Source organism: Paenibacillus sp. MABNR03, from assembly GCF_050455445.1.
In the GTDB taxonomy this organism is placed as follows: Bacteria; Bacillota; Bacilli; order Paenibacillales; family Paenibacillaceae; genus Paenibacillus; species Paenibacillus xylanilyticus.
Genome location: NZ_JBCIYR010000005.1, coordinates 188,378 through 213,153 on the forward strand (window position 1 = coordinate 188,378; position 24,776 = coordinate 213,153).

The 24,776-nt window shown below is 45.9% G+C and carries 25 protein-coding genes; 12 read left to right on the forward strand and 13 right to left on the reverse strand.

Features of this window, described 5'->3' with window-relative positions; translation table 11 throughout:
• Positions 1-18 precede the first annotated feature (18 nt).
• Positions 19-1,554 (reverse strand): helicase DnaB, encoded by a 1,536-nt coding sequence (locus AAIH57_RS23755; RefSeq protein ID WP_175399246.1) that lies wholly within the window; start codon positions 1,552-1,554, stop codon positions 19-21.
• 327 nt (positions 1,555-1,881) lie between these two features.
• The gene (locus tag AAIH57_RS23760) at positions 1,882-2,175 is read right to left on the reverse strand and encodes a YuiB family protein (protein WP_175399245.1); all 294 of its coding nucleotides are present in this window, start codon (positions 2,173-2,175) and stop codon (positions 1,882-1,884) included.
• 256 nt (positions 2,176-2,431) lie between these two features.
• Between AAIH57_RS23760 and hemQ the strand changes: the two genes are divergently transcribed.
• The gene (gene hemQ, locus AAIH57_RS23765; RefSeq protein WP_175399244.1) at positions 2,432-3,178 is read left to right on the forward strand and encodes a hydrogen peroxide-dependent heme synthase; all 747 of its coding nucleotides are present in this window, start codon (positions 2,432-2,434) and stop codon (positions 3,176-3,178) included.
• A gap of 95 nt (positions 3,179-3,273) precedes the next feature.
• Here hemQ and AAIH57_RS23770 read toward each other — a convergent pair whose 3' ends face one another.
• Together AAIH57_RS23770 and AAIH57_RS23775 are read right to left on the reverse strand one after the other, a co-directional pair.
• A complete protein-coding gene (locus tag AAIH57_RS23770; protein ID WP_175399243.1) occupies positions 3,274-3,528 on the reverse strand; it encodes a hypothetical protein in 255 nt (84 codons plus the stop codon).
• Positions 3,525-4,718 carry an NAD(P)/FAD-dependent oxidoreductase gene (locus tag AAIH57_RS23775; RefSeq protein ID WP_175399242.1) on the reverse strand — a complete coding sequence of 398 codons (1,194 nt, stop codon included), beginning with the start codon at positions 4,716-4,718 and terminating at the stop codon, positions 3,525-3,527. Before AAIH57_RS23775 ends, AAIH57_RS23770 begins: the two co-directional genes overlap by 4 nt.
• A 553-nt stretch (positions 4,719-5,271) precedes the next feature.
• Between AAIH57_RS23775 and AAIH57_RS23780 the strand changes: the two genes are divergently transcribed.
• Positions 5,272-6,246, forward strand: a complete 975-nt coding sequence (locus AAIH57_RS23780) for an NAD(P)/FAD-dependent oxidoreductase (RefSeq protein WP_217506622.1) — start codon at positions 5,272-5,274, stop codon at positions 6,244-6,246.
• Positions 6,247-6,320: 74 nt separating this feature from the next.
• Complete coding sequence (locus tag AAIH57_RS23785) at positions 6,321-6,578, forward strand: hypothetical protein (protein ID WP_175399240.1); 258 nt, start codon at positions 6,321-6,323, stop codon at positions 6,576-6,578.
• A gap of 21 nt (positions 6,579-6,599) precedes the next feature.
• Here AAIH57_RS23785 and AAIH57_RS23790 read toward each other — a convergent pair whose 3' ends face one another.
• Positions 6,600-6,743, reverse strand: coding sequence for a sporulation histidine kinase inhibitor Sda (locus tag AAIH57_RS23790; protein WP_024632651.1), 144 nt, complete (start codon positions 6,741-6,743; stop codon positions 6,600-6,602).
• Between the two features lie 352 nt (positions 6,744-7,095).
• Positions 7,096-7,755 (reverse strand): YheC/YheD family protein, encoded by a 660-nt coding sequence (locus tag AAIH57_RS23795; RefSeq protein ID WP_430023227.1) that lies wholly within the window; start codon positions 7,753-7,755, stop codon positions 7,096-7,098.
• Positions 7,756-7,992: 237 nt separating this feature from the next.
• Here AAIH57_RS23795 and AAIH57_RS23800 point away from each other — a divergent pair, with 237 nt between their 5' ends.
• Positions 7,993-8,247: a hypothetical protein gene (locus tag AAIH57_RS23800; protein ID WP_175399238.1), complete on the forward strand. Its 255-nt coding sequence runs from the start codon at positions 7,993-7,995 to the stop codon at positions 8,245-8,247.
• Between the two features lie 25 nt (positions 8,248-8,272).
• Positions 8,273-9,799, forward strand: coding sequence for a Ppx/GppA family phosphatase (locus AAIH57_RS23805; RefSeq protein ID WP_430023228.1), 1,527 nt, complete (start codon positions 8,273-8,275; stop codon positions 9,797-9,799).
• On the opposite strand, the gene ppk1 is transcribed toward AAIH57_RS23805, so the two are convergent.
• Complete coding sequence (gene ppk1, locus AAIH57_RS23810) at positions 9,759-11,840, reverse strand: polyphosphate kinase 1 (protein WP_175399236.1); 2,082 nt, start codon at positions 11,838-11,840, stop codon at positions 9,759-9,761. The two genes, AAIH57_RS23805 and ppk1, sit on opposite strands and share 41 nt — an antisense overlap.
• 248 nt (positions 11,841-12,088) lie before the next feature.
• Between ppk1 and AAIH57_RS23815 the strand changes: the two genes are divergently transcribed.
• The 4 genes from AAIH57_RS23815 (at position 12,089) to AAIH57_RS23830 (ending at position 15,908) form a co-directional block, all read left to right on the forward strand.
• Positions 12,089-12,316, forward strand: a complete 228-nt coding sequence (locus AAIH57_RS23815) for a hypothetical protein (RefSeq protein ID WP_095292093.1) — start codon at positions 12,089-12,091, stop codon at positions 12,314-12,316.
• 485 nt (positions 12,317-12,801) lie between these two features.
• Complete coding sequence (locus tag AAIH57_RS23820) at positions 12,802-13,845, forward strand: acyltransferase family protein (RefSeq protein ID WP_430023229.1); 1,044 nt, start codon at positions 12,802-12,804, stop codon at positions 13,843-13,845.
• A 233-nt stretch (positions 13,846-14,078) separates the two neighbouring features.
• On the forward strand, positions 14,079-15,128 hold the full coding sequence (locus tag AAIH57_RS23825; RefSeq protein WP_430023230.1) for a glycoside hydrolase family 53 protein: 1,050 nt from the start codon (positions 14,079-14,081) through the stop codon (positions 15,126-15,128).
• A 294-nt stretch (positions 15,129-15,422) separates the two neighbouring features.
• A complete protein-coding gene (locus AAIH57_RS23830; RefSeq protein WP_175399234.1) occupies positions 15,423-15,908 on the forward strand; it encodes a hypothetical protein in 486 nt (161 codons plus the stop codon).
• 91 nt (positions 15,909-15,999) lie between these two features.
• Here AAIH57_RS23830 and AAIH57_RS23835 read toward each other — a convergent pair whose 3' ends face one another.
• From AAIH57_RS23835 to AAIH57_RS23855, 5 genes are all read right to left on the reverse strand, one after another.
• The gene (locus AAIH57_RS23835; protein ID WP_430023231.1) at positions 16,000-17,277 is read right to left on the reverse strand and encodes an MFS transporter; all 1,278 of its coding nucleotides are present in this window, start codon (positions 17,275-17,277) and stop codon (positions 16,000-16,002) included.
• A 327-nt stretch (positions 17,278-17,604) separates the two neighbouring features.
• Positions 17,605-18,483: an EamA family transporter RarD gene (rarD, locus tag AAIH57_RS23840; RefSeq protein WP_430023280.1), complete on the reverse strand. Its 879-nt coding sequence runs from the start codon at positions 18,481-18,483 to the stop codon at positions 17,605-17,607.
• Between the two features lie 144 nt (positions 18,484-18,627).
• Positions 18,628-19,269, reverse strand: coding sequence for an NAD(P)-dependent oxidoreductase (locus tag AAIH57_RS23845; RefSeq protein WP_430023232.1), 642 nt, complete (start codon positions 19,267-19,269; stop codon positions 18,628-18,630).
• A gap of 341 nt (positions 19,270-19,610) precedes the next feature.
• Complete coding sequence (locus AAIH57_RS23850) at positions 19,611-20,726, reverse strand: acyltransferase family protein (protein ID WP_430023233.1); 1,116 nt, start codon at positions 20,724-20,726, stop codon at positions 19,611-19,613.
• Between the two features lie 228 nt (positions 20,727-20,954).
• Positions 20,955-21,311 (reverse strand): HesB/IscA family protein, encoded by a 357-nt coding sequence (locus AAIH57_RS23855; RefSeq protein WP_095361260.1) that lies wholly within the window; start codon positions 21,309-21,311, stop codon positions 20,955-20,957.
• A gap of 475 nt (positions 21,312-21,786) precedes the next feature.
• On the opposite strand from AAIH57_RS23855, the gene mqnE reads away from it, so the two are divergent.
• Positions 21,787-22,893, forward strand: a complete 1,107-nt coding sequence (mqnE, locus tag AAIH57_RS23860; protein WP_175399230.1) for an aminofutalosine synthase MqnE — start codon at positions 21,787-21,789, stop codon at positions 22,891-22,893.
• A gap of 215 nt (positions 22,894-23,108) precedes the next feature.
• Positions 23,109-24,170, forward strand: a complete 1,062-nt coding sequence (locus AAIH57_RS23865) for an NAD(P)/FAD-dependent oxidoreductase (RefSeq protein ID WP_175399229.1) — start codon at positions 23,109-23,111, stop codon at positions 24,168-24,170.
• Here the strand turns inward: AAIH57_RS23865 and AAIH57_RS23870 are convergent.
• Complete coding sequence (locus AAIH57_RS23870) at positions 24,167-24,421, reverse strand: YuzB family protein (protein WP_430023234.1); 255 nt, start codon at positions 24,419-24,421, stop codon at positions 24,167-24,169. The two genes, AAIH57_RS23865 and AAIH57_RS23870, sit on opposite strands and share 4 nt — an antisense overlap.
• Positions 24,422-24,501: 80 nt before the next feature.
• On the opposite strand from AAIH57_RS23870, the gene AAIH57_RS23875 reads away from it, so the two are divergent.
• The gene (locus AAIH57_RS23875) at positions 24,502-24,747 is read left to right on the forward strand and encodes a NifU family protein (RefSeq protein ID WP_062324083.1); all 246 of its coding nucleotides are present in this window, start codon (positions 24,502-24,504) and stop codon (positions 24,745-24,747) included.
• Positions 24,748-24,776 lie beyond the last annotated feature (29 nt).

Below are 24,776 nucleotides of genomic sequence, written 5' to 3' on the forward strand. Positions count from 1 at the left end.
TAGTCTATTATAAGTGAATTATGAAGTTCCTTTTTGTTTGCTCGCCTGCATCTGCTGGGCGAATCTCATCATCTCTTCGAACTCTTCCTCGGATACTCCATCGCTTTCAGCTACAACGTCCTGCACAATCGGAATCTCGGGCTTGGCTTTGGTTCCTTTGCCGTATGTACGGGTACGGGTTCCGGCTGCACCAGCAGCCTGCTTGCCTTTTACTTTGGCCTGATCACGAATATATTGGACGGCCTTCTCATATGAATTGACCTGCTTCAGCAGCATGTTGGAAGCGATCGCTTCAACGAAGTTGCGGTTGATCCGCTGTTCTCCACCTGATACAAGCAGCTGCATCAAGTAATGAATAAGTACATTAATGACTTCACCAGGCAGCTTGTAGCTCAGATCAATTTTCTCAAAAATATCGACCAGATTATCCGGCACAGCACCCGGGAAAAAGGTCTGTAACAGTCGGGTATACGGCTCGTTACGGAGCATCATGTTGTATTGATGAATATCGCATTTGGTTGCAAACTGTGGCGGCACCTCAACATAGTATTCCATCTGCACCACATGCTCCACAGGCGGCTCCCCGGAATCGTTCTGCTGTTCAGGCTCGTCCATATGCTGCCTCAGCGCTACCACCTTGGCAGCCTGCACTGTCTGCTGCTCCTGCCTTTTCTTCGTCTGCCGGAACTGCAGGCTTGCCTTATGCTGAAGATCGTCCAGAATAAGCTGCCCTTGCGGACTGAAGATATCATCCTCATCCAGTAAACGGCACACGTCCTGTACGCTAAGATTGAACTTGTTCACAACATAATTTACAATGCCCAGTTGTTCGTGATCGAACCTCAGCTTCTCTACATGACGACGATTTACCGACTCGCGCGGAAAACGTAAAATAATGTCGGCATAGTTCAAAGTGAACTCTTCCGCCGCAACACTTGTCCCACTCCGCTGAGCAGATGTGGATACTTCAGAGAGCGCCTGCTCCAACTCATAATCAATGACATGTGTATTAAGTTCAAATATATCGTAAAAAGGAACAGAAATATTCTCTTTGTTGGCTGCCGGATAAGGTGCGTCCCCATTCTCGACTGCGGAAAATCCGGAGCGCAGGGAGAGAACAGCAAATTTACCGATCTTGTCACGAAGCAGCAGTGTCAAATGCTGTGTCCGGAAGAATTCTGCCGGAGACAACGGAGGCTGCAGTTCATATTCGTAGATGTAATCATCATTTTCCGGGATATAAAGACGTGATGTCTGAAGCAATCCGACCGCTTCCAGCTTGGAAGCCTGCTCCACCAAATACTTGCGGCCCTTCTCGCTTGGCTCCAGCCCAAGCGTCATGAACAGTTTTCGTTGCTGTTCAAGGGGGGAGTAACCGACCTGTTCTCCGGGAAGATGCTGAAACAACAGCCGATACAAGCCAACTGCAAAAGCACCTACCATAGGCTGATACGCTCCGGTAAGCATACGGTCGTCCAGAGCACTAAGTCCAAACTCCCTGTATACGCAGTAGCGATGATGTTCAGTATAATGCAGCAAATTCTTCATGCGCATGGCTTGATCTCCTCTTCCCAAAAGTGTGTTTATCTATTCTATCATAAATGCCTGATCTTCAAATGTTCAAAAACAGGTAAAAAGATGGCCCGTTCTCGCTCCGTTTCGTCCTAGGTCGACAGCATTCACGTTTTCGCAGAGTTGCTAGAATACTATAAAAGCTCCTGCCGTATAAAACAAGTGAAACTATTTAGAAAATGTTATCCACATGTATATGCAGCATAACGATTCATTTATACCCACTTTATCAAATATGACAAAAAGCCCTCCCTTTGCTCGCGTAAGCGGTTACGAGAAAGGCAGGACCTTTTGTGCTCATTGTGTGTTTTAAAACATTTTATACCCGCCCAGTCGCAGCTTGCGAATGGTCCAACCGCTGATGATCGCTCCTGCCAGTCCAGCCACACCTGTAAGATAATCAACAATATGGAAAGAACCCAGATGTGACATCAGAGAAGCCGTGTGATCCCACAAGGAATACACCACGACAGGCAAGATGACAATGATGAACAGGTACGAAGGAAACCAGGTGGTCTTCATCAACATATTCAGAATGAAACCGATCCCAAACATCATAACGAAAAATAACACCATCAATACCAGCACAGGTATAAACTGCATCGGGTGACGTTCACCTCTTCTTATGAACTCAGCGCATATTATGTTGCATACTTACTGTGGTTTCTTCTCTGGCTAGTAGTTAGTGTACCGCAAAAAATGTGGCGAAGCAACGAACTTTCTGGATAATTTCCCCTATATTCATGTTCTCTTCATTTGCCCTTGTGCTCGATGTTGGGATACAATGTAAACGATATAGTTTATCTAAACCGTCCCTAACCGGGATTTGGAAATATAACCTGCAGGAGGAACAAAACCAATGAACGAAGCCGCATCAACACTGGAGGGCTGGTATGCCCTGCATGACTTCCGCTCGATTAACTGGGCCGCTTGGAAAGCTGCCGATGATGAGGAACGTGCTGTAGCACTGGACGAGCTTCAGGAGTTCTGGAAAGAATGGAAGGATGTCGAGGATTCCTCGAAAGGAAGCACCGTGGTTTACACTGTAGTTGGACAGAAAGCCGACATTGTCATGATGCACCTGCGTGAAACACTTGAGGATCTCAAGGCAGTCGAGAACGCGTTCAACAAAACGATGTTTGCGCAATATACCACCAAATCGTATTCCTACGTTAGCGTCGTGGAGCTGAGCAACTATCTTGGCAAAGAAGGCGAAGACCCGATGCAAAACCCGGAAATCGTGGCACGTCTCAAGCCGGTATTGCCGCAGCGCCAGTATATCTGCTTCTACCCGATGAACAAAAAACGCGAATTGGCCGATAACTGGTACATGCTGTCCATGGACGAGCGCCGTTCCATGATGCGCAGCCACGGCATGATTGGACGCAGCTACGCCGGCAAAGTAAAACAGATTATTACCGGATCCGTTGGTTTCGACGATTGGGAATGGGGCGTTACGCTGTTTGCAGACGATGCACTCCAATTCAAGAAACTCGTATACGAAATGCGGTTTGATGAAGTGAGCGCACGTTATGGCGAATTCGGCTCTTTCTATGTAGGAAGTCTGCTGAACGAAAGTTCACTTGAAGACATGCTCAAACTATAACTAAAACACAAAGCACCGATGACAGCTCCAATAGGGAGCCAGTTATCGGTGCTTTTTTATGTCATTCATTTTACCGGGATATGCTCGAAACCGTTTTAATCCCGGTCCTCTTCTTCCATCGCCTTGAGAGACTCCAGAAACTCCGCCGTGGCCCGGTCCCGGTCACGTCCCTTTTCCTTAAGCCGCTCAATCGCAGGCAGGATGAGAATATCCACTTCCTTTTGCACGATATAAGCCAGGTCATACTGATTCTGTTCTTCAAGGTAACCGCCTACCTGCATCAGGCCGTTGTAGCGATCCAGTTCGTCACGCGTAAGCAGACCCCGAACCTGAACACTGCAATGTCTCATCCAAAAAACCGCCCTTTCTTCAGTACGAGCGGAATGCCTCCAATGATGAACAAATATCGGAGATCCACCAGTTTCTTCAGCTGAGCTGCTTTCCAGCCTTTATACTTCTTGCCACCAACCACGGCAATGGCCTCACCTTTACCAAGCGAAGCAACGGTTCCCTTACTTGTAAACACAAAAGGCTGTGGCTGTTTTTTGCGAATGGCAGCAACCACGTTTTTCGCACAATTGACACCCTGCTGCATCGCAATCTGGGCTGTTGGCGGATAAGGACGCCCTTCTCCGTTGAATACGAGAGAATTGTCACCAATGACGTAGACATGCTCATGTCCCGGAGCCCGCAAATATTCATCCACTTTTACCCTGCCGCGCATCACTTCAAGTCCGGCCTGTTCGAGCAGCGCGTTACCGCGGATTCCACCGGTCCATACCACCGTTGCTGCATCGATTTTCTCCCCTTCACCCACAATAACCCCATCCGGCAGGCACTGCTTGATTGGAACACCGATTTTGAAGGTAACGCCTTTTTTCTTCAACACATTCATCGCATGCTCTACCAATTCCGGATCGAAGCCAGGCAGGGCTGAAGGTGCCGCCTCTACGTTGTAGATATGCACATTTTTCGGGTTTACGTCGAATTCCTTGCACAGCTGAGGAATGCGATCAGCAAGCTCAGCTACAAATTCGACACCGCTGAATCCGGCTCCACCCACGACAAAACGAATGCGGTTACGTTTATTATCGTTTTTGTACATGGCAAACTGGTATTCGATATGCTCCCGAATGAGTCTTACCGAGTTAATGCTGCGAATCGTCATGGCATGATCAAGCATGCCTGGAATACCAAAGGTCTCCGGTTCGCCGCCAAGGCCAATAATCAGGTAGTCATAGGATAACGTACCATCTTCCAGAATGACCTTGCGATCCTGCAGACGGATTTCCTTCACGGACGACTTGACCAGATCAATCTTGAATTCATCAATCAGCTTGGAGATCGGCACCCTCGCATGTTCGATCGTATCCGTGCCGGCTGCTGGCATATGTAGATGTGTTGTAATATAGTGATAATCATGCCGATTCACCAATGTGACATCGGCTTCGTTATAGTTTAATTCCTTCTGCAGCCGCTGGGCTGTCAAAATCCCGCCATAACCCGCGCCGAGAATGACGATTTTGGGAATGCTGCTCATGTCTTAACCCCTTCCGGTTTCACTCACATATCTTCTTTTACAACATATTGCATCATTCGATTCTATACATTCAACTGCACATACTACAAAATATGGATGAAGTCTTATCCATTATGACGACAAATGTTAACTTCGCGAATTTATTTGAATTTTTTGCATGTACATGTCCATTTAAAGTTGTGAAATTATACACAAGATTCAACAAAACGCGGGTCTTGTCTTCGAATTACAAATTGGCTCTTATTTAGACAAAAAAACACATAGTACAGGTCAAGAATATCTGTATTTCTGGTAAATATCAAGGTTTTTTTTGTTATTTTTCATAGCCTTTCATTTCCAATTTCATCCTATTCTCACCTGATCTTCATCAATTGTTCCCAGATTCATCGGGTTGCCAACTTTGCAACCCAGTTTACACCGTTTATAATGAGAAAGACAGTTCAGCAACAAACGCTGGAGACACGATGTATCCGGCTACATTATTTCAGTTTACTACCTATTAAAATAAGAAAGGTGTTGTTGATTCTTGACTGCACAAACTGCCGGTCATGACATGACCGATTTGCTTATTATTGGTGGCGGCCCTGCGGGTCTGTTCGCCGCATTCTACGGAGGGATGCGTCAGGCATCCGTTACTCTGGTAGAAAGTATGCCACAACTTGGCGGACAACTGGCCGCCCTTTATCCGGAAAAATACATTTATGACGTTGCGGGGTTTCCCAAAGTAACGGCTCAGGAATTGGTAAACAACCTGATTGAGCAAATGAGCCACTTTAACCCGAATATCCGTCTTGAAGAAAAAGTAGTATCCGTTGAAAAACTGGACGAGCGTCATTTCGTCGTCAAAACCGATGTGAACGAATATCATGCCAAAGCCGTAATCATCACTGCAGGCGTTGGCGCATTTGAACCGCGTCGTTTGGAGCTTGAAGGTGCAGCCAAGTTCGAGAAATCCAACCTGCATTACTTCATCAGTGATCTGAACGCCTTTGCCGGCAAAAAAGTGCTGATCAGTGGTGGCGGAGACTCTGCTGTAGACTGGGCACTTATGCTGGAGCCGATTGCTGAACAGGTAACTCTCATCCATCGCCGTGACAAATTCCGTGCTCATGAGCACAGTGTGGAAAACCTGATGAATTCCAAGGTCAACGTGGTTACACCTACTGAGATTACGGAACTCCATGGGGATGATACCATTACCAAGGTTACCCTTGCTCATGTCAAAACAAAAGAAACACAGGAGATCGAAGTGGATGACGTCATCGTCAATTTCGGATTCGTCTCCTCGCTCGGACCGATTGCCGAATGGGGCATCGAAATTGACAGCAATTCCATCGTGGTTGACTCCCGTATGGAAACCTCCATTCCAGGCATTTTTGCTGCCGGGGATATCACCACTTACCCGGGCAAACTGAAGCTCATTGCTGTTGGATTCGGCGAAGCACCAACCGCAGTCAACAATGCGAAGGTTTACTTCGATCCGGATGCCAAGCTGTCCCCAGGACACAGCAGTAACATGAAACGCTAGTTCCTTCCTGAATCACATAAATGACACAAAAAAGGGTATCTTACTCCTGAAGTATAAAATCAGGAGGGATACCCTTGTCTTATATATGCCCGCTGTGTAACGGTCTGGTTGTACCGGAGCAGGCTTGTCCCCACTGCCTTCAGGGACTGTCAGAATGCGGCAAATTGGACGATTATACCGGACCGTACAGCCCCTATTCGTTGCAGACTTCCTCTTCCATGGCAGAAGAAGACGGAAACGAAAACGGTTGCATTCATATGATGTACTGTCACCACTGTCAGACAAGCACCCTCTGGGCCGTCGCACAATGGGACATGTCCGGAAACCTGTAGCATTGCCTGCAATGAGGATCTCTAGTGAAGAATGGCAGATACGTCGGTACCCAGTTTGCGCTTATGGATTTCTGCCAATAGCAGCGCGATGAAATCTCTTTCGAGATCAAGCTCAATCGCCTTATGGTAGGAATCCAACAACATCTCATCGGATAACATAGCCATTTCCCGCCACAACCTTTCCTTTTTTTTCCTCAAAACTATCATATCAGAGATTTATAAAGAGAACAAGCGTTCTGTTATCCACAAGGTTTTGTGGAAATCCTGTGCATAGGTTGTTGATAAATGGTAAAAATGTTGATTAAGCAGCGTGGATTATGTGGACAGTACTTATACACAGGATCGTAACGTTTCTATTAGAACGAATGTCAGAATATTTTTTTTAGTGTCAACTCATAGTTTTAAGATGTTTGCGAGTAAATTACCCGGTTTCTTTTCATTTCAAACGTTTTCAAATGATTTTCTCTATATATTTATCGGTGTAATTTTGGATTTTTTTATATTTATTCACTATTTTCTATTGGGGTCTGGTGTTCACTTCCAAAATCCATATCTTGCCGGAGTGATCCAATCCGTAATCGAAACCAAGTGATCCCACACCCGGAAATTGTCTTTCCATTATCTGAGTACACGTCAGTGTCAGTGAACGCATCTCCCGCCGTTTGTGTCTGCCCGATATATGTGGGAGCGAAAGACCAAGCGCCCTTTTTCCTGGGAGCATCGTGCCTCCCTTGCTCAGGTTGGTTACACACAGTCCGGGACGAGCCAAACGTCCTACCAGTGAACGGAAAACCCAGCCACGTTCGGTTTTGACCACTTTTACCCTGTAATCCACAGGTCTGCCCTGAATGGTCGCCAGATGGATTCCCTGTTGGATCATATATCTTCGTCTGACTTTGACACGTACGAGAGAACGATACATCTGGCCGTAATTGGGAAATGAACGTGTAACTTTCATATGCGTATAGCGGTAGCTGCCTCCGCTTGTAGATACCCTGATGACGCCGTAGCCCCCGCCACCCACAACGGGTTTGATATACACCATTCCATAACGGTTGAGCATGTGCAGCAGGTTCCTCGAATTAAATGCCATCGTCTGAGGGATATGAACAGCTGCTACCGGATATTTCATCAGTGCCGCCGTCTTCAGCCATTTGCTTGCAAGCTGTCTTGACATGGGTTGATCTCCTTTCCTGAACAATGGTCCTTCCATATACATACTCAACAGGAGCCGTCCTCTCTTGGATGTCTGTCCAAGGCGATTGCCCCTTTTCCGTTAGAAACGTCCATAGGCTTGTTTAATGAAAGGCACACACGCCCGGTTTGCTTTTCAAACGCATCAATCTGTCGTATGCTACTAAGGAATGTAATGGAAAGGCTTAAATTATGAGGATCTAAGGAGCGTTCAGAAAACATGGAAGCATTTTTCAAATCACTGTATGGCGTAGCCTATTTTGCAATGTCCATCGTGCTGGTCGCCGTCACCGTACTTCTTTTCGTTACAGGTATTCGACTGTTTATGAAGAAACGCAATCGCGGTTTTGCCGTAAGCTGTATTTTGTTTGCCTGTTTCATTGTCTTCATTATTGTGGTAATGCTGACCACGCCCTTCTCCTCCACCCCTCCAGGTTCACCGGAAGCCATGGCTGCCTTGTCGCAACTTGGGTAGAATACCTGTCTAGAAGGAGATGCATATGAACTCAAAAGGAACTCTCGGCATTATCGATATTGGCTCCAACTCCATTCGTCTGGTCATCTATGAACTGGATCAGGAAGGAGCTTACCGGATCATTCATGAAGATAAATATGCTGCCCGCCTCAGCAATGTCGTTGAAGAGGATGGACAGATCCTGCGTCATTCGCTGGACCAAGCCATAACTGTCCTGCAGCAATTCAAGGTTACTTGTGAAGTATTTCAAACCAAACGTATTCAAGCAGCGGCAACTGCAGCCATTCGAAATGCCAGCAACGCTGCACAAATCATTGACTGGCTTGAGGAGGAGACCGGACTTGAGATTGAATGTGCTTCAGGAGATCAGGAGGCGTATTATGGCTTTCTTGGGGTTATCCAGTCCATCGATCTGCAGGACGGCTATGTCGTGGATATCGGGGGCGGCAGTACCGAAGTTACGATATTCCGGGATCGCAAAAGACTCCACAGCATTTCACTCCCCATTGGGGCCGTGAATTCCCATGCCCGATATGGCGGGGAAGATACCTGGTCTGAAGCAAATGTTGCTGCCCTATGTAATGATGTCACTCAGGCTCTGCGCAATCAGGACTGGGTCCGTCAGCATCCGGGTCTTCCGCTCATCGGACTCGGTGGTACCATGCGTACACTCGCCAAAATTGAGCAGAAAAGAACGCAGTACTCGTTACCGGTGACCCATCACTATGAGATCCGTGCCTCAGCCATGGAGAACTTGTCCAAATCCCTTCCTTATCTCACATCAGCCCAGCGCAAAAAAGTTCCGGGTCTGGCGAAAGACCGTGCTGACATTATTGTGCCGGGTGTATTGATTCTGAGAACGGTCTTTGAGATCATCCAGGGGGATCGTTATGTTGTAAGCGGAGCGGGACTACGAGACGGAATACTGCGTGATCTGATGATTCCATATCGACCAGCGGCGCCTAGCGCACTGGAGGACAGCATCCGTAACTTCATTCATTTTGGCCCGCCGGTCCCGGAGCAAAAGCTGAAACGAATTCATCAAGATGCTGTCGTGCTGCATGAGGCATTGGAAGGGAAAACAATCAATCCGGCAGATGCCCGGATCCTGTATACGGCCTGTATGCTTCATGGAGCGGGAAAACAGATTAATTATTTCCGTTACCCTCAGCACTCCGCTTATTGGATCATGAATGCGGGCATTTACGGACTCTCGCACAGGGAAACTGTGCTAACCGCCATCGCAGCCGATTATCATCCTAAAAAAAGAACGCCCCAGCTGCTAAACAAGCACCGGGACATTCTTAAGGATTCGGATGAGCGGCACGCTCATCGACTGGGCTCCATTTTGCGCATAGCCGAAGCCATTCATCGATCAGAGCGGATCTCTGCTATACAAGCGCGTAAAGAAAACGGCTCGCTGCAGATAAAACTCATCTGTTCAGCCAAGCCGTTATTAGAACTGAACGGCCTGGAAGAGGCCGCCAAGGATCTGGAAGAAGCCTGGGACGTTAAGTTAACATACTCCACTCTACAGGCTTCCAAGGAATAATGCCCATCGCCTCCGTCTGACTTCTCAGCGGGGGCTTATCATTTTCCACAAATACATAATTGCCGCCAGGCATCAGTTCCCTTGCTTTTACATTGTCATTCAGGGACAGATTCAGAATGTCGACAAGCATCTTTTTGAGTGTCGGGTCAAATACCGGGCACATCAGTTCAATTCTTCGCTTCAAATTCCGGGTCATCCAGTCTGCACTGGAGATATACACGTCCGGATTCCCGCTATTTTCAAAGTAAAACAGACGAGAGTGCTCCAGAAAACGATCCACAATACTGATTACGCGGATATTTTCACTGAGTCCCTCCACTCCTGGTCGCAAGCAGCATACCCCTCGCACGATCAGATCGATCTGTACACCAGCCTGGGATGCAACATATAATTCATCAATCATATCCTGATGAGACAACGAATTGATTTTGGCAATGATCCGCGCTCGTTTTCCCTTAAGGGCGTGCTCCGTTTCCCTCCGTATGAGTGAAAACAGTTCATCCTTCATGCCATCCGGAGCAACACGGAAAGCCTGCATCGCCTTCGGTCCGGAATACCCGGTTATCTCATTAAAGAGTTCGGACGCATCCTCACCAATAATCGGATTGGAGGTGAACAGTCCTACGTCTGTATATACCTTGGCCGTACTTTCATTGTAGTTACCTGTTCCAACGTGTACGTAACGTCTTAGCCCGTTTTGTTCCCTTCTCACGACAAGAATGATCTTGGCATGGGTTTTCAATCCAACCAAACCGTATACGACATGACAACCCGCCTTTTCCAGCTTGCGCGCCCATGCAATATTACGCTCTTCATCAAAGCGTGCCTTCAGTTCCACCACAACGGTTACCTGCTTGCCACTTTCCGCCGCGTGAGCCAGTGCCGGAATGAGACGCGAATCCCCGTTCACCCGGTATAGCGTCATTTTAATGGCCATAACCCGCGGATCTTCCGAAGCTTCCAATATGAAATCAGTGACAGGTTCAAACGATTCATAGGGATGATGAACGAGCACATCCTGTTTGCGCAGCAGTTCGAAATGGCTCTCTCGTGGTAAAAATTCGGGCGGATATACCGGTTTCACCGGGCTATATTTCAAATGGGTAAAGCCTTCAAGGCTGTCTACGAATCCAGCCAGGAAACTCAAATCCAATGGACCATCGATTTCATATACAGGGTCCTGAATCTCGAATTCTTCCTGCAATTCATGCAGGGCATCCGAACGGAAATCCTTGCAGACTTCAAGCCGAACAGGAGCTCCCCGGCGCCGGCGCCGCAGTTCCTTTTCAATCGCTTCAAGCAGATCTTCCGCTTCTTCTTCATTAATGAAAAGATCTGCATTGCGGGTCAATCGGAATTCCTGAACAGCCAGCGGAATATATCCACTAAACAGGGTGTGTGTGTGATGTTTGATCAGATCTTCAATCAGAATGAACGTTTTCTTCTTGCTATTCGCTCGAAGGGGTACCGGAATAACACGCGGCAGATTGGATGGCACCTGAACAATTGCAAAAAATGGCTCATCTTCCTGCTCTTCTTCTTTTTGAAGCATCACAGCAAGATAAACCGATTTATTATGCACCAGTGGAAATGGGCGGCTCTGATCCACAGCCATGGGTGTTAACACCGGAAAAATAATATCATGAAAGTATTGATCCATTGCCCGCTGCTGTGTTCCATTAAGTTCGTTATACTCCTGCAGAACAACACCCTTTTTGGCAAGCAGACGGATCAGTTCCCGATAGGTTTTATATTGCTCGGCGACCATGGTCCCGGTTCGTTTAATCAATCTGCGGTACAAACCGGATGGCGTATATCCTGAAAAATCCTTTTGGGTAAATCCGGCCTTGATCTTCTCTTTTGTCTCCGCTACCCTTACACTCATGAACTCGTCCAGATTACTGGCCACTATTCCGAGAAATCTCAATCGTTCGAGCAGAGGTGTAGTTGAATCCTGAGCCTCTTGAAGTACACGACGATTAAATTCAACCCAGCTTAAATCACGGTTAACATAGTTGCCTGTTTTGATATCTCTATGCATGTATGGCCTCCGAATGTGTTGCATATCAATTCTTGTTTAAAGGTTCTACTATAATTGTACTATCCGTGATTGGATTCAAGCGTCATCGCAGTGTAAATGCAGTGTAAAATTTATGTAAATGATACCTCATGACGATAACTTTTTCCATCCCTTTACAAAGAGCAATAGACAGAGTAAAGTGATGTACAGTGTAATTTGGTCCGGTTGCTGTTCTCATTACAAATATGTTGTTGTTAAAGGAGTATATAATGAAATCAAATAAACCTAGAACGTTACAAAAAAATATAGAGTTTTTCACAGCTGCGCTGTCCCAATGTGTCGTAACGGCATGGCAGGAAGACCCTGCTGGCGTATATTGCGAGGTGGGCCGAGGTATTGTAGAACGGATTAGCGAAGATAGCGTGCGCATTCGCAACGAGAACGGAACAAAGAGTCATTATGCACGGGATATGACGATGTTCCAGACCGAAAAATAATTTTCGTTAATATGAAAAAAAGACTAGCTTTCCGAAACAAGGTGTTGTATACTCTTGCCACAAGGAAAGGAGGTGCGTCAACATTTCTAATCATATGTTGAACGTGTCCCTTACCCGATCCATTAGCTCAAATTAACTGAGTCTGGTGGAGGCGCGGGATACGGATCAAGGTTTCAATAAGCGCCACGGGTAGAAAAGCCGTCTTCGGACGGCTTTTTTTATTTGTCTTTTTTTGTAATCATCTGGAATAGAATGAAAAGAAAATGTAATTTTCAATTTTTTCTTATCTTATTGTCAATTAATTTATCAAGTGTTATGATTCAAATAACCAATGATACAATTTGTATCATATTACGGAACACACTGACTGTTTACCCTTGGTTTCACTTCAAAGGCTGTAACGAAAGGTGGGTTGTGAGTACATACGTAACACTTTTACCTCATTAGACAAAAAAACTATTATATAAATTGGAGATGGTGTAGACGTGAGTAAGAACCATACGATTCACGGACTGCGTGGATTATGTGCACTCATGGTTTTTGTCGGACATGTTATATCCATGTCAATTAATGGCGGTTACCTTACTTTAAACGAGCACTCTACCTTGGTCCTGGCAGAAATCGGTGTCGATGTTTTTTTCATGATCAGTGGTTATCTTATCGTTCAAAGTTTGGTGAAACACGGAAAAATTGGACAGTTTGTTTATAATCGCTTCATACGAATCTACCCCGTATATCTCCCTTTGCTTATCATCATGTTTGTTGCTGGACCCATTATTCAATTCGATTGGTTGGCCAATCTGACAGCTTCGGAATATATTTTGAATTTCATTTACGGATTGCTGATGCTACCGGGTGTGTTTCCACTTGAGGAAGCTGTACGGAATGCAAGAACACTTAGTTATGAGTTTGCTTTTTATCTCGTCAGCGTCATTTTCTTCGTATCACTCAGGCCCTTAAACAATAAATATATGAAGTGGATTTTGATGGCACTGGGTCTGGCTATTACATTAGCTGTCGTTATTCGCATGCCACGGGCACTGTTCTTTCTCACAGGAGTTCTGGCGTATTACGCTAGTGAAAAATATAATTTTGTTCCTTCCAAATTGCATTCGTTGTTAGCCTTAATCATTATTTATCTGGCTACGTACTTCGGGGATATTTATTTTTCCATCATTTTCGGTGTGTATTTCTTCTACTTGATCATCAAAGAACATGGATATTTGTCTAACCTGCTGAAAACGGGTTTCTTCCAATACTTCGGGACGATCAGTTACAGCTTTTATCTACTACATCCTTTTGCTCTATTTCCCTTCCAGCGTGTAATGGCTCGTTTCAATCTGCCTGACTATGTATCTGTATCCATCACATTTGTTGCTGGCTTGCTTATTGCAACCTTGATTTCTCATTTCTCCTATGAGCTTATAGAAAATCGATTCACCAATCGTTATCTCAAACGTAAAAAACGTTCCATCACCCCTCATGTACCTGCTCCATCCCAAGCACCTCAAACGACGCCAGTCAGCTAATAATAGAAGCTGCTCACGATAGGAGAAGGTTCTCTGTTATGTATCATACAAAAAACCAACACAGAAGGCTGTCCTTTGCGGGGCAGCTTTCTATGTATAATGCTGAGTTAAGCCAATCAACGGAGTGGTTTGAAAAACAACCAAAATATTGGAAATCAACCCTGTAGTTTCACGGCTCCTCCCACCTATAATTAGATTGCAACTCATTCTAATATTCAGGGAGGAATATTTTAATGTTTAAATTTGTAAGGGGTTACAAAACATCGATTGCTCTTGTTCTTGTGTTGTTGTTCACCTCCATTATGCTGCCTGCGGGTCAGCATGCCAGCGCAGCACCCAGCTTCGCCAAAGGGGCAGATATAAGCTGGGTACCAGGCATGGAAGCGCAAGGGTACAAATGGAAAGACAAAAATGGTGTACAGCGTGACATTATTGATATTTTGAAAAATGATTATCAGATCAACTCGGTTCGTATCCGGGTGTTTGTTAATCCATCCAATGATTATGGCAACGGGTACATGAATAAGGACCGTGCAGCTGCTTTGGCACAGCGGGCCAAAAACGCGGGCATGAGCGTCATGTTAACTCTGCACTACAGTGATTCCTGGGCAGACCCTGGCCAACAGACCAAACCGGCAGCCTGGAAAAACTACACCTTCCAACAGCTGATGGATGCCGTATGGAATCATACACGTGATGTAATGACGGCCATGCAGAGTAAAGGGGTTACACCTGACTGGGTACAGATTGGGAACGAAACAAGCAACGGCATGTTATGGGAGGACGGTAAGGCGTCCACGAACATGAAAAATTACGCATGGCTGGTGAATACGGGTCATAATGCCGTCAAGTCCATGAGTACAGCGACCAAAACGATTGTCCATCTTGCAGGCGGTGACGACAATGCACTTTATGTATGGAATATCGGCGGACTGATCGACAATGGTGCCAACTTCGATATGATTGCCATGTCCCTCTATCCTTCGGCTTCCGGCTGGAATACGGCTGTCACCAATGCGGTGAATAATGCCAAGGACCTGATCAACCGCTACGGCAAAGAGATTATCGTCTCAGAAATTGGCATGGACAACAACCAGCCTGCAGCCGGCAAAAGTTTTGTGGCCGCAATGAAAAATCAATTCCGCAACCTTCCAAACGGTAAAGGTAAAGGCGTATTCTACTGGGAGCCGCAGGCTACACCAGGTTATAACGGCGGTTACGGCAAAGGCGCCTGGCAGTCGAATATGATGCCCACGGCGGTCATGGAAGGGTTTATTGACTAGGCACGGGGGGGGTGGAAGTGAGTTTCGAGCAGCGGTAGACGTTCCGGGGACAAACGCAAACGCTTCGCTTCTACAAAATCGATTCCTCCCCTCCACTACATGCTGCTCCTGATGCGGCCTACTTCCAAAGCGTGGCCTAATTAAATAGGTATGGTCGAGTAAGGCGGAAAGCGCTGGTCCCGGTGGGGGCAGCGCCTTTTTTGCAATGCCTGGGCTGACGCAGATGGTCTTTTGGCTTGCATATGAATATAATAAGCTACAAGAGAACATATCGTCTCTAGAGGAGGATCAAGGATGAGTTTTTTAAAAGGACTGGGTCAGTTCGCCGGGGAAGTTACCGGAAAAGTACTGGGCGGCAGCGTGAGAGTTGTCGGTGAGATCGCAGGTAGTCCCTTTATCAAGGAAGTAGGGAACGGCGTAGAGAAAGCTACGATTAACACGGGGAAGACGATAGGGCAAATGGCCAGCGGTACATATGACCTTGCCAGCGGTGCTATTCGAAAAGATGATGCCGCGGTCGAGGCAGGGCTTGCTGATTGGGGAGATGCTGTAACCAACACGGCAAAAGGCGTCGCTGTTTCAGCCAAATATGTGTATAACGGTGGCAAAGACGTTGTCTTAGGCATGAAAGAAGAAGATATGGACCGAGTTAAGCATGGTGCCAAACATCTTCTGGCTGCTGCTGCAGTGACTACACTGGCCGTGGGTGTCATTGATGCAGTTGATGGTGCTGATAGTATGAATACGGCGGGTATTATAGTGCCCACAGATGCGTCCTAACCCGCCGTAAGCTTTGATGATCTATGAAGCAAACTGCATTAACCTTATTAAAGCAGCTTGTATTACACTTTCTCAAGTTTCCTTTATCGGCTTAACTGATTACGCCGTCCTGAGCATCTTTGTCTCGGAAAGCCCGGTAATTCAGCAAACCTACGAATATTGCCAATATGGTCAATCCGGCCGCAAACAGGTAGAGATTCACAATTCCGATGTACTCGGCAAGCCACGCCATGCCTAGCAACGAAATGCAAAATACCAGATGCATGAGAGATGCCTGAGCGGATAACACCTTGGGCAGCAAACGACTAACTACGCTGCTCTGAATCAGAGTACGCCGATTAATCAAGGATAGCTCGGCAAAAGGTCCCATTATCATAACGAATAAAAGTGCAATGAAAGGTTGTGTATTGATGGCGTAAACAGCGGTCAGTATTCCATAACCGGCCATGCCAATCATCATCACCACGAAATAGCGGCTGCCAATGATTCGTGCCAGTGCAAGCACCAACAGCCCGCCACCTATGGTACCAGCGAAATAAGCGGCATTAATGAATCCCCACCATTCCTCGCCTTGTCCAAGGGCAACTTGTACGAAAGCCAAAGTAAAGGCTCCTACCCAGATTGAACCGCCAAGCATGTCGATCATGTCCATAACGGTAAGCACCCGCAGACGGGGCGTTTTCCATATCATTTTCCAGCCCTCGGTTAACGTATGCCACTTGGATGTGCCTGTTGCTGTGATTTCCTCCGAAGATATGTCCAATCTACTTCCTTCAAGTTCCGGATTCGTTGGTTCCCTGACACCCAGCGTAAACACTGCGGCCAAGCCATAAATCATAGCCGTCAGTAACAACGTCGGACTGGCTCCCAGAAAAGCAACCACGACACCGCTTAGTCCCCAGCCTGCGAATTGTACAACCTGATCACTTACACTCATAAGTCCGTTGGCTTTGAGCAAACCTTGCTCATGTGTCACCAGACGGGGGATAAGTGCATTGCGAGCCGGGATTGTCCAGCCATCGAGAAAAGACATCACGAATACAAGTGAAAATACCCACACAAGGGATGCCGCTTCCCCATGAAGTTGCATGTAAACAGCCAAACATATAAACAGCAGAAACTGCCCTGCCTGCGAAAGCAAAAGAAGGTTGGATAACTTGAAACGCTGGATCAGCAGAGGTGCAATCAAACTGCTCAGCATTTGAGCCCCGCTGCGCATCAGCGGCAAAAGGGCAGCTGACACGAGAGAGTTGGTCCGATCGAGGACGAGCACCGTAAGTGCCATAATGTAAAGTACGTCAGCTGCATTCGCAGCTGTCTGGGTCGTCCACAGGAAATAAAAAGGACGGGTTAAATAGGATGACTTCATAAACAATCTTTCTCCGTTTCATCGCAGGGTACAAAACTAAAACAACAACTATCAAGTACTCAATAAATGAAAACAAGTACTACCAAACTCTAGCAAAATGGACATTCGCCATGAATGGCACCTTATGACATGATTAAGCGAAATCCAAAGGTCTCTCCTTTTACTAATCAGTTAACAATTATAGTTTGCTGGTTAACAAAAAGTGTGTCAATATGTACACTATTTCCCAGTCCGGCTTGTGCTGTTCAATGGGCTGAATAAGGAAACGGCCCTCCCCATCCAGATGGATGGAAAGAGCCGCCAGTGTATCGATGATTGTATCTAATGTCAGCTTGCCTTTGCCAGTTTCGTGGCACGAACCGATGCAATAGCGTATACGATAAGCGCAGTCCAGATGAGTGCAAAACCGACGAGCAGAACCGGCGAGACGGTTTCCTTGAATACGAATATGCTCAATATCAGCATAATGGTCGGCCCGATGTATTGGACAAAACCGAGTGTAGACAATGACATCCGGGCGGCTGCCCGTGCAAAGAATAGCAACGGCAGCGCAGTCACGACACCCGATAGAAGCAGTTCCACAAACATGTCTGTAGGCAAAGACCATGCCGTCGTCTTTCCAGCCGCAGCCAAATAGATCCAGTAGCCTAATGCAACCGGCAGAACTACTGCTGTCTCTGACAGTAAACCTACAGAAGCGTCTTGCTTGATCTTCTTCTTCGCCAAGCCATATAGGCCAAATGACGCGGCCAGCGAAATTGCAACCCAAGGGAAGCGTCCATAATCAATGGCAATGATGATTACTGCTACACCAGCGATGGCAATGGCGAGCCATTGACCACGATTCGGCTTCTCACTGAGGAATACGACTGCGAGCAGCACGTTCAGCAGCGGGTTCAGATAATAGCCCAAACTTGTCTCAACAACATGGCCACTGTTGACGGCCCAGATGAAGATCAGCCAATTGATGGCAATCAGAAGTCCGCTGGCTGCAAGCGGCAGCAGGAGCGAACGGCTGGTCAGAATACGCCTCATATCGCCCCAGCGGCGCTGAATGGCAACGAGAATTCCCATAAAGACGAACGACCAGACAACCCGATGAGACAGAATTTCGCCTGCTGGCACTTCGTCAAACAGCTTCCAATAAAGCGGGAGAACCCCCCACATGATATACGCGATAATTGCGTTAATCAATCCGTTGTTCATCATTCTTATTCCCTCTCTTTTAACTCTTATATCTCAACGGATTATACGCCTCGATCCTCACCCAAGTAAAGAAATTAATAAAAACGAAATGGACGCAGATCTATTCAGATCAGCGTCCGTTTCGTTGTTCAATATTCCTTTATATTATTTGGCTTCGCCTACAACCGTAAAGCGTTCGTTTTTATGCTGCCCATTTTCAATTTCATCCACGAGAGCAATGGCATAGTCAGCATAGCTGATGTAACTTTTGCCTTCACTGTTCACAATGATATGATCTTTACCCGTTTGATATTTACCGGTGCGTGCACCTTCGGGATTGAAGAAACTCGCTGGGCTGAGGAATGTCCACTGAATACCTGAGGAAGCTTGCAAATCCTGCAGGTTTTTCCCCTGGTTCGTTGCTGTTGGTTTGTATGCATCAGGGAATCCCGGGGAGTCCACTACACGCAAGGATCGTGTCTCATCTGTGAACAAGCTGCCCGCTCCACCTACAACGATCAGGCGAGTTTGAGGCGCATCTTTCAGGATGTTGATCAAGGCCTGTCCCACTTCCACATGCAAATGTTCTTTGCCGGCTGGTGCGCCAAATGCATTAACAATGACGTCGAAGACTTGGGCATCCTGCGAAGTAAGATCAAATACATCTTTCTCCAATACGTTTAAGCTTTTATCTTCCACTTTGGATGCGTTGCGAACAATAGCTGTTACTTCATGACCTCTGTCTGCCGCTTCTTTCAGGATCAGATTGCCGGCTTTGCCTGTTGCACCAATGATTCCAATTTTCATTATAATCTCTCCTTTGGTTATGATGTTATGGAACATTTTATATTGTAACTATATTAGTTACAACTAATATTGTCAACTATCCCTCCCTGTCAAAAAGCAGAACCTCCGATCGATACAATAAAAAAAGACCCTAATCAGTAAAGATTGAATTAGTTCATCGAATGTCATCAGCACATAAACAAAGCGCAGGTTCCAACGTTAATACCTACCAGAACTGCGCTTTATTTATTCTTTTTTCTGTAGTGTTAGAAATCCTGATCCGGTACCCAGCTTCCGCTCTTGTCTGCTATTCAGATTATTAACCCGGGATTAGGGATGAAAAGTTCGAGGGCAGATGCCTTTCAAACCTTTATTTGAGTTTCAGCCCAGGTCTCACTCTGCTTGCCCGCTTCTTGTGTTCTTGTAAACTTAGTTCCAATCTTGCCCACGAAGTAACCTCCAATTTTCAATTTATGTAGCAAGTACGTGAGTAAGATGGATGCACTAATACTTATAACAAAAGTCAACGGGATATTGATCAATGGGTTTAGCCCATCAAACATTTTGCTGAAGTTCTGTACGAACATCAAGTGTAATAAGTAGATACCAAAGGAATACCGGCTTACTAGATCAATAATCCAAGGTATCTGTTTTATTTTTGAAGTAAAATAAAACATAACGAAAATTACACTTATCGTATAAAACAAGATGTCCACTCGTTTTGAGTTTGCTTCGGGTAACAGTTCCCCAAATCGTAAGAACAAGATGACAAGGAACGTGACTATAGGGGAGAAAATGAGCCATTTTATATTTCGATTTAGAAACTCTTTGAAAACAACATGGTTTCTTCCACAATAGTACGCTACTGAGAAATAAAATAACCAACCAGGGAACGGTACCCAGTACAAGCGGGTCCATATGTATTCCGCACTAGGAATAAAATGAAGAGGGGGAACAAAGTTGAAAAAGCCGAGGTAGATTAGATTAACCATCAAACACAGAGGTATCATGAGCTTGGGTGATGTCTTTTGCAAATACTTCGTAAAAATCATATGTAAGACATAGAATTGAAATATAACAATAATGAAGTAAGCAATATAATCAGCTACAACAATGTTTCTAAGAGTTTTTACAATTAGGGCAGCGGGCGTTAGTTCTCCTGATCTGATCAAACTATAGAAGGCGTAGACTACTGCCATCGTTATGTATGGAACCAGGATGTACCTAACACGCTTCCACAAGAATTTATCGGGAATGTGATTAGGATAGGATTTTGCCAAAAGAAACTCGGATATAAAAACAAAAGTGGGTGTGCCAAACAAAAGAGCAAGCTTTAAAACCTCTAGAAAAATAACTGACTGGGTGGAAAAAGTCCCTTCATAATGTGTGAAGGTCATATTAATACAGTGAATAGCAACAACAGTAAAACAGGCAAGACATCTAAGCCAGATAACTTCTGAGACCAGTTCTTTTTTCAATGCCAAATTCCCCTTTCCTTTTCAATTTGATACAAATTGTATCATCGATGAATTGATTTAGTAAATATTGAATTTTTTGTTATTTTTCAAAGTCTATACTTTGCATAAACTCAAGAACATGACAAAAAGACCTCTATAACGTAATTAGTCCGAGACTAACACGCTATAGAGGCCTTGATCTTAATAGTTCATTCTATGGTTAAATAACCGCGTCAAACCATGGTAGCTTTAGCAATCCTTATCCGGTACCCCAGCTTCTTCTCTCGTCCGGAAGGAAGATCCACAGCCGCATGTCGCAACCGCATTCGGGTTATGGATGGTGAAGCCACCGGACATGCCGGATTCTTCAAAGTCAATTTCCAGACCGTTCAGATATTTCAGGTTCTCCTTCTCGACTACAACCTTCATATCGTGAATATCCATATAAATATCCTCATCGGATTCTTTATCATCAAAGCCCATGGCGTACGAAAATCCGGTGCAACCACCCGGTGCTACGCCCAGACGCAGGAACATATCAGGTGTCTCTTGCTGTGAAAGCATCTCTTTCAAACGCTCGGCAGCTGTTTCGCTGATGTTAATCATGCCAGGTCACTCTCCTTTTCGTTAACTCTTCCTTAAATTATACTCCACCCCGTCAAGAGGCTCAAGACATGTTTACCCTATTTCCGTGTTCTCCTTTCCTCCTTTTTCTTCCCAGTGTATTGAACCCCCGGGACACGAGGTTTATAATGAATAGGTGATCGCTCTGAAATGTCGATATTTTGTCATGACTTATTCAGATGTTGCTCATATATGGAGTTGTAATTTTTTTCACATTTCGAGACTGCAGCGCAGTCCCCAATGCATATAGAGTCATATGACTCACTTTTAGATTTTACATCCATGATGCGAAAACTTTAAAAAAAAATTCAGCTTTACACATGCAGCATACGCTGCACCGGGTAATTAAGAGTTAGTTCCTTATAAGGAGGCGGCAGATGACCGCATCTTTTTTATGTAGTTCTGTAAGCAAGTCCTACATTCAACTCTGGTCCGGTTAAGAACAGGAGGAAACAAAATGTCTACATTGGTAACACCGTTCACAGACAAAAGAATGGCCGAAATCGTTGAGAAAGTGCAGAACGGCGTAAGGCTGAGCGTAGAAGATGGCGTCTATCTGTATCAAACAGATGATCTGCTGACTCTGGGCCAGCTGGCCAATGAGGCCAACCTGCGCAAGAACGGCAAGAAAGTGTATTTTATCGAAAACATGAGCCTGTATTTTACGAACGTATGTGAAGCACACTGTGCTTTTTGTAATTTCCGCAAAGACCAGGGTGAAGAAGGCTCCTACACGTTATCCGGAGAAGAAATGATCGACTATGTGGAACAGCATATTCATCCAGGCGTGCGCGAGTTCCATATTGTCGGCGGACATAACAATCATGTTCCTTTTCAATATTATGTCGATTCCCTGCGTGCTTTAAACGAAAAATATCCGGATGTTACGCTGAAAGCCTACACGGCTGCAGAAATTGATTTCTTCACCCGGATCAGCGGTCTGAGCATTAAGGAAGTGCTGCAGGAGCTGCAAAAAGCAGGCCTGAAATCACTGACTGGTGGCGGCGCCGAGATTTTGTCGGACGAATACCGCAAAAAAATGCGTGTCGACAAAGCAAACGTGGATCGCTATCTTGAGGTACACCGTACCGCTCATCTTCTGGGTATGCGTACACATACAACAATGCTGTATGGATCAATCGAATCGTATGAGGATCGTGTTAATCACATGGTGCAAATTCGTGAGCTTCAGGATGAAACCAACGGTTTCATGGTATTTATCCCGCTCTCCATGCAGCCTAAGAGCAAAAATGCCAGCATTATGCGCCGCAACTCGGCATACGAGGATCTTAAAACCATTGCGATTAGCCGCCTCATGCTGGATAATATCGACCACATTAAAGCATACTTCATCAATATCGGTCCACAGCTGACCCAAGTTGCTCTTGGATTCGGCGCTTCGGATGCCCATGGCACCATCGTTCGCGAACGGATTAGTCATGCCGCAGGTGCATTAACGCCTGAAGGCCTCACTCGCAAAGAGCTCATTTGGCTCATTAAGGGCGCTGGACGCATTCCAGTGGAACGCGATACCTTCTACAACGAAATTCAAGTATACGAATAAACCTGCTGCATCGCCTCGATCGCTTCTTTCATTCCACAAGGAGAGCCGCTATTCGAATCGATGCACCATATTTGTATAATACCTCTAATTTTAAAGTCCTGAATTTTCGATATAATAATTAAAATAAATCATAAGGAGCAGCTATGTGAAAACATAGCTGCTCCGCAGGTTACAGCCCCGCTCACACGGGACTGATGCAGAAAGGAAGCCGAGTCATGAAAAATTTCGTCATTCTCGGAGGCGGCTATGGTGGCCTCACAATTATCAAAGAACTTCTGGAAGGCAAAATTCCGTCAGATACACAAATCGTGTTGGTGGATCGCAGCCCCTTTCAGGGATTGAAGACTGAATATTACGCACTCGCAGCAGGGACCGTATCCGACTATGATCTGCGCATCCAATTTCCAGTACATGAAAAAGTCACTCACCGTTACGGTGAAGTCACTTCAATTGACCTGGACCAGCGTCAGATTGAAATTGAAGGCCAGGATCCTCTGGAATATGACAAGCTCGTTATTGGACTTGGCTGTACAGACCGGTTCCACAATACACCTGGAGCGGAAGAATACAGCTGTACGATCCAGAGTTTTAGCAAAACACGGGAAACCTATCTCCGTCTGAACGAAGTGAAAGCTTACGGAAACGTGCATATTGTTGGCGGTGGATTGAGCGGTGTCGAAATGGCAGCCGAACTGAGAGAGAGCAGACCAGATCTGAACATCAGTATCCTGGACCGTGGCGAGCGTGTATTATCTGCATTCCCACAGCGTTTGTCCGCTTACGTGCATGAGTGGTTCAATGAACATCAGGTAGAGACACGTGGACATGTCGCCATTTCCCGCCTTGAGGATCGTGCCATTTTCAACCGGGATGAAGAGATCTTAACTGATGCAGTCGTATGGACTGCCGGTATTCAGCCTGTAAAAGTAGTACAAGATCTGGATGTGACCAAAGACCCGCAGGGCCGGGTTGTACTGAACGAGTATTATCAAATTCCCGAATATACGGATGTTTATGTAGTAGGTGACTGTGCGAGTGTACCTTATGCACCAAGCGGTCAGGCTGCAGAAGTACAGGGTGAACAGATCGCTCATATTCAGCATGCCCTTTGGAAAGGCGAAAAGCCCAATCCGCAGCCACTCAAGCTTCGTGGCACGCTCGGCGCACTCGGCAAGAAGGCTGGATTTGGGCTGATGGGCAAAACGTCCATGATGGGACGTGTGCCTCGTATTCTGAAAAGCGGCGTGCTCTGGATGTCGAAGCGCCATCTCGGTTAGTCGAGATCCAACTCGTTCCAGGCATCGGCTTCGGCAATTTTGGCCAGGATTGCGTTATATAAATCCTCCACTTTGTCTGTGATGACAACTTCACCATTAACTAGTGCAAAAGGAGTGATGTAACATTGGCCGCAGTTGCTGAGGCAGCCGTATTCAATCACATCATAGTCCGGATTCTCTTCGAGTTGATCCATGACTTCATCTGTACCAAAATGCATATTGTTGGCACAAAATTCAATAATCGGTCTCATGTAGGTTCACCTGCTTTGTTTGACCATTTTAATTTACGGCCAATTGTAATATAATATATAGAGGAAAGGAGTTGAAAAATATGAGCGAAAACGCACAAAGCACCATGTATGATGAGGTATCTGACGTGCTTGACAAACTTCGTCCGTTCCTGCAACGCGATGGCGGTGACGTGGAACTGGTCGACGTGGAGGACGGCATCGTTAAGCTGAAACTGGTCGGTGCCTGCGGCAGCTGCCCAAGCTCCACCATTACCTTAAAAGCCGGGATTGAACGCGCCCTTCTTGAAGAAGTTGACGGTGTCGAAGAAGTCGTACAAGTATTCTAATCAATCCTTCACGAAATAAACCTCAAGAG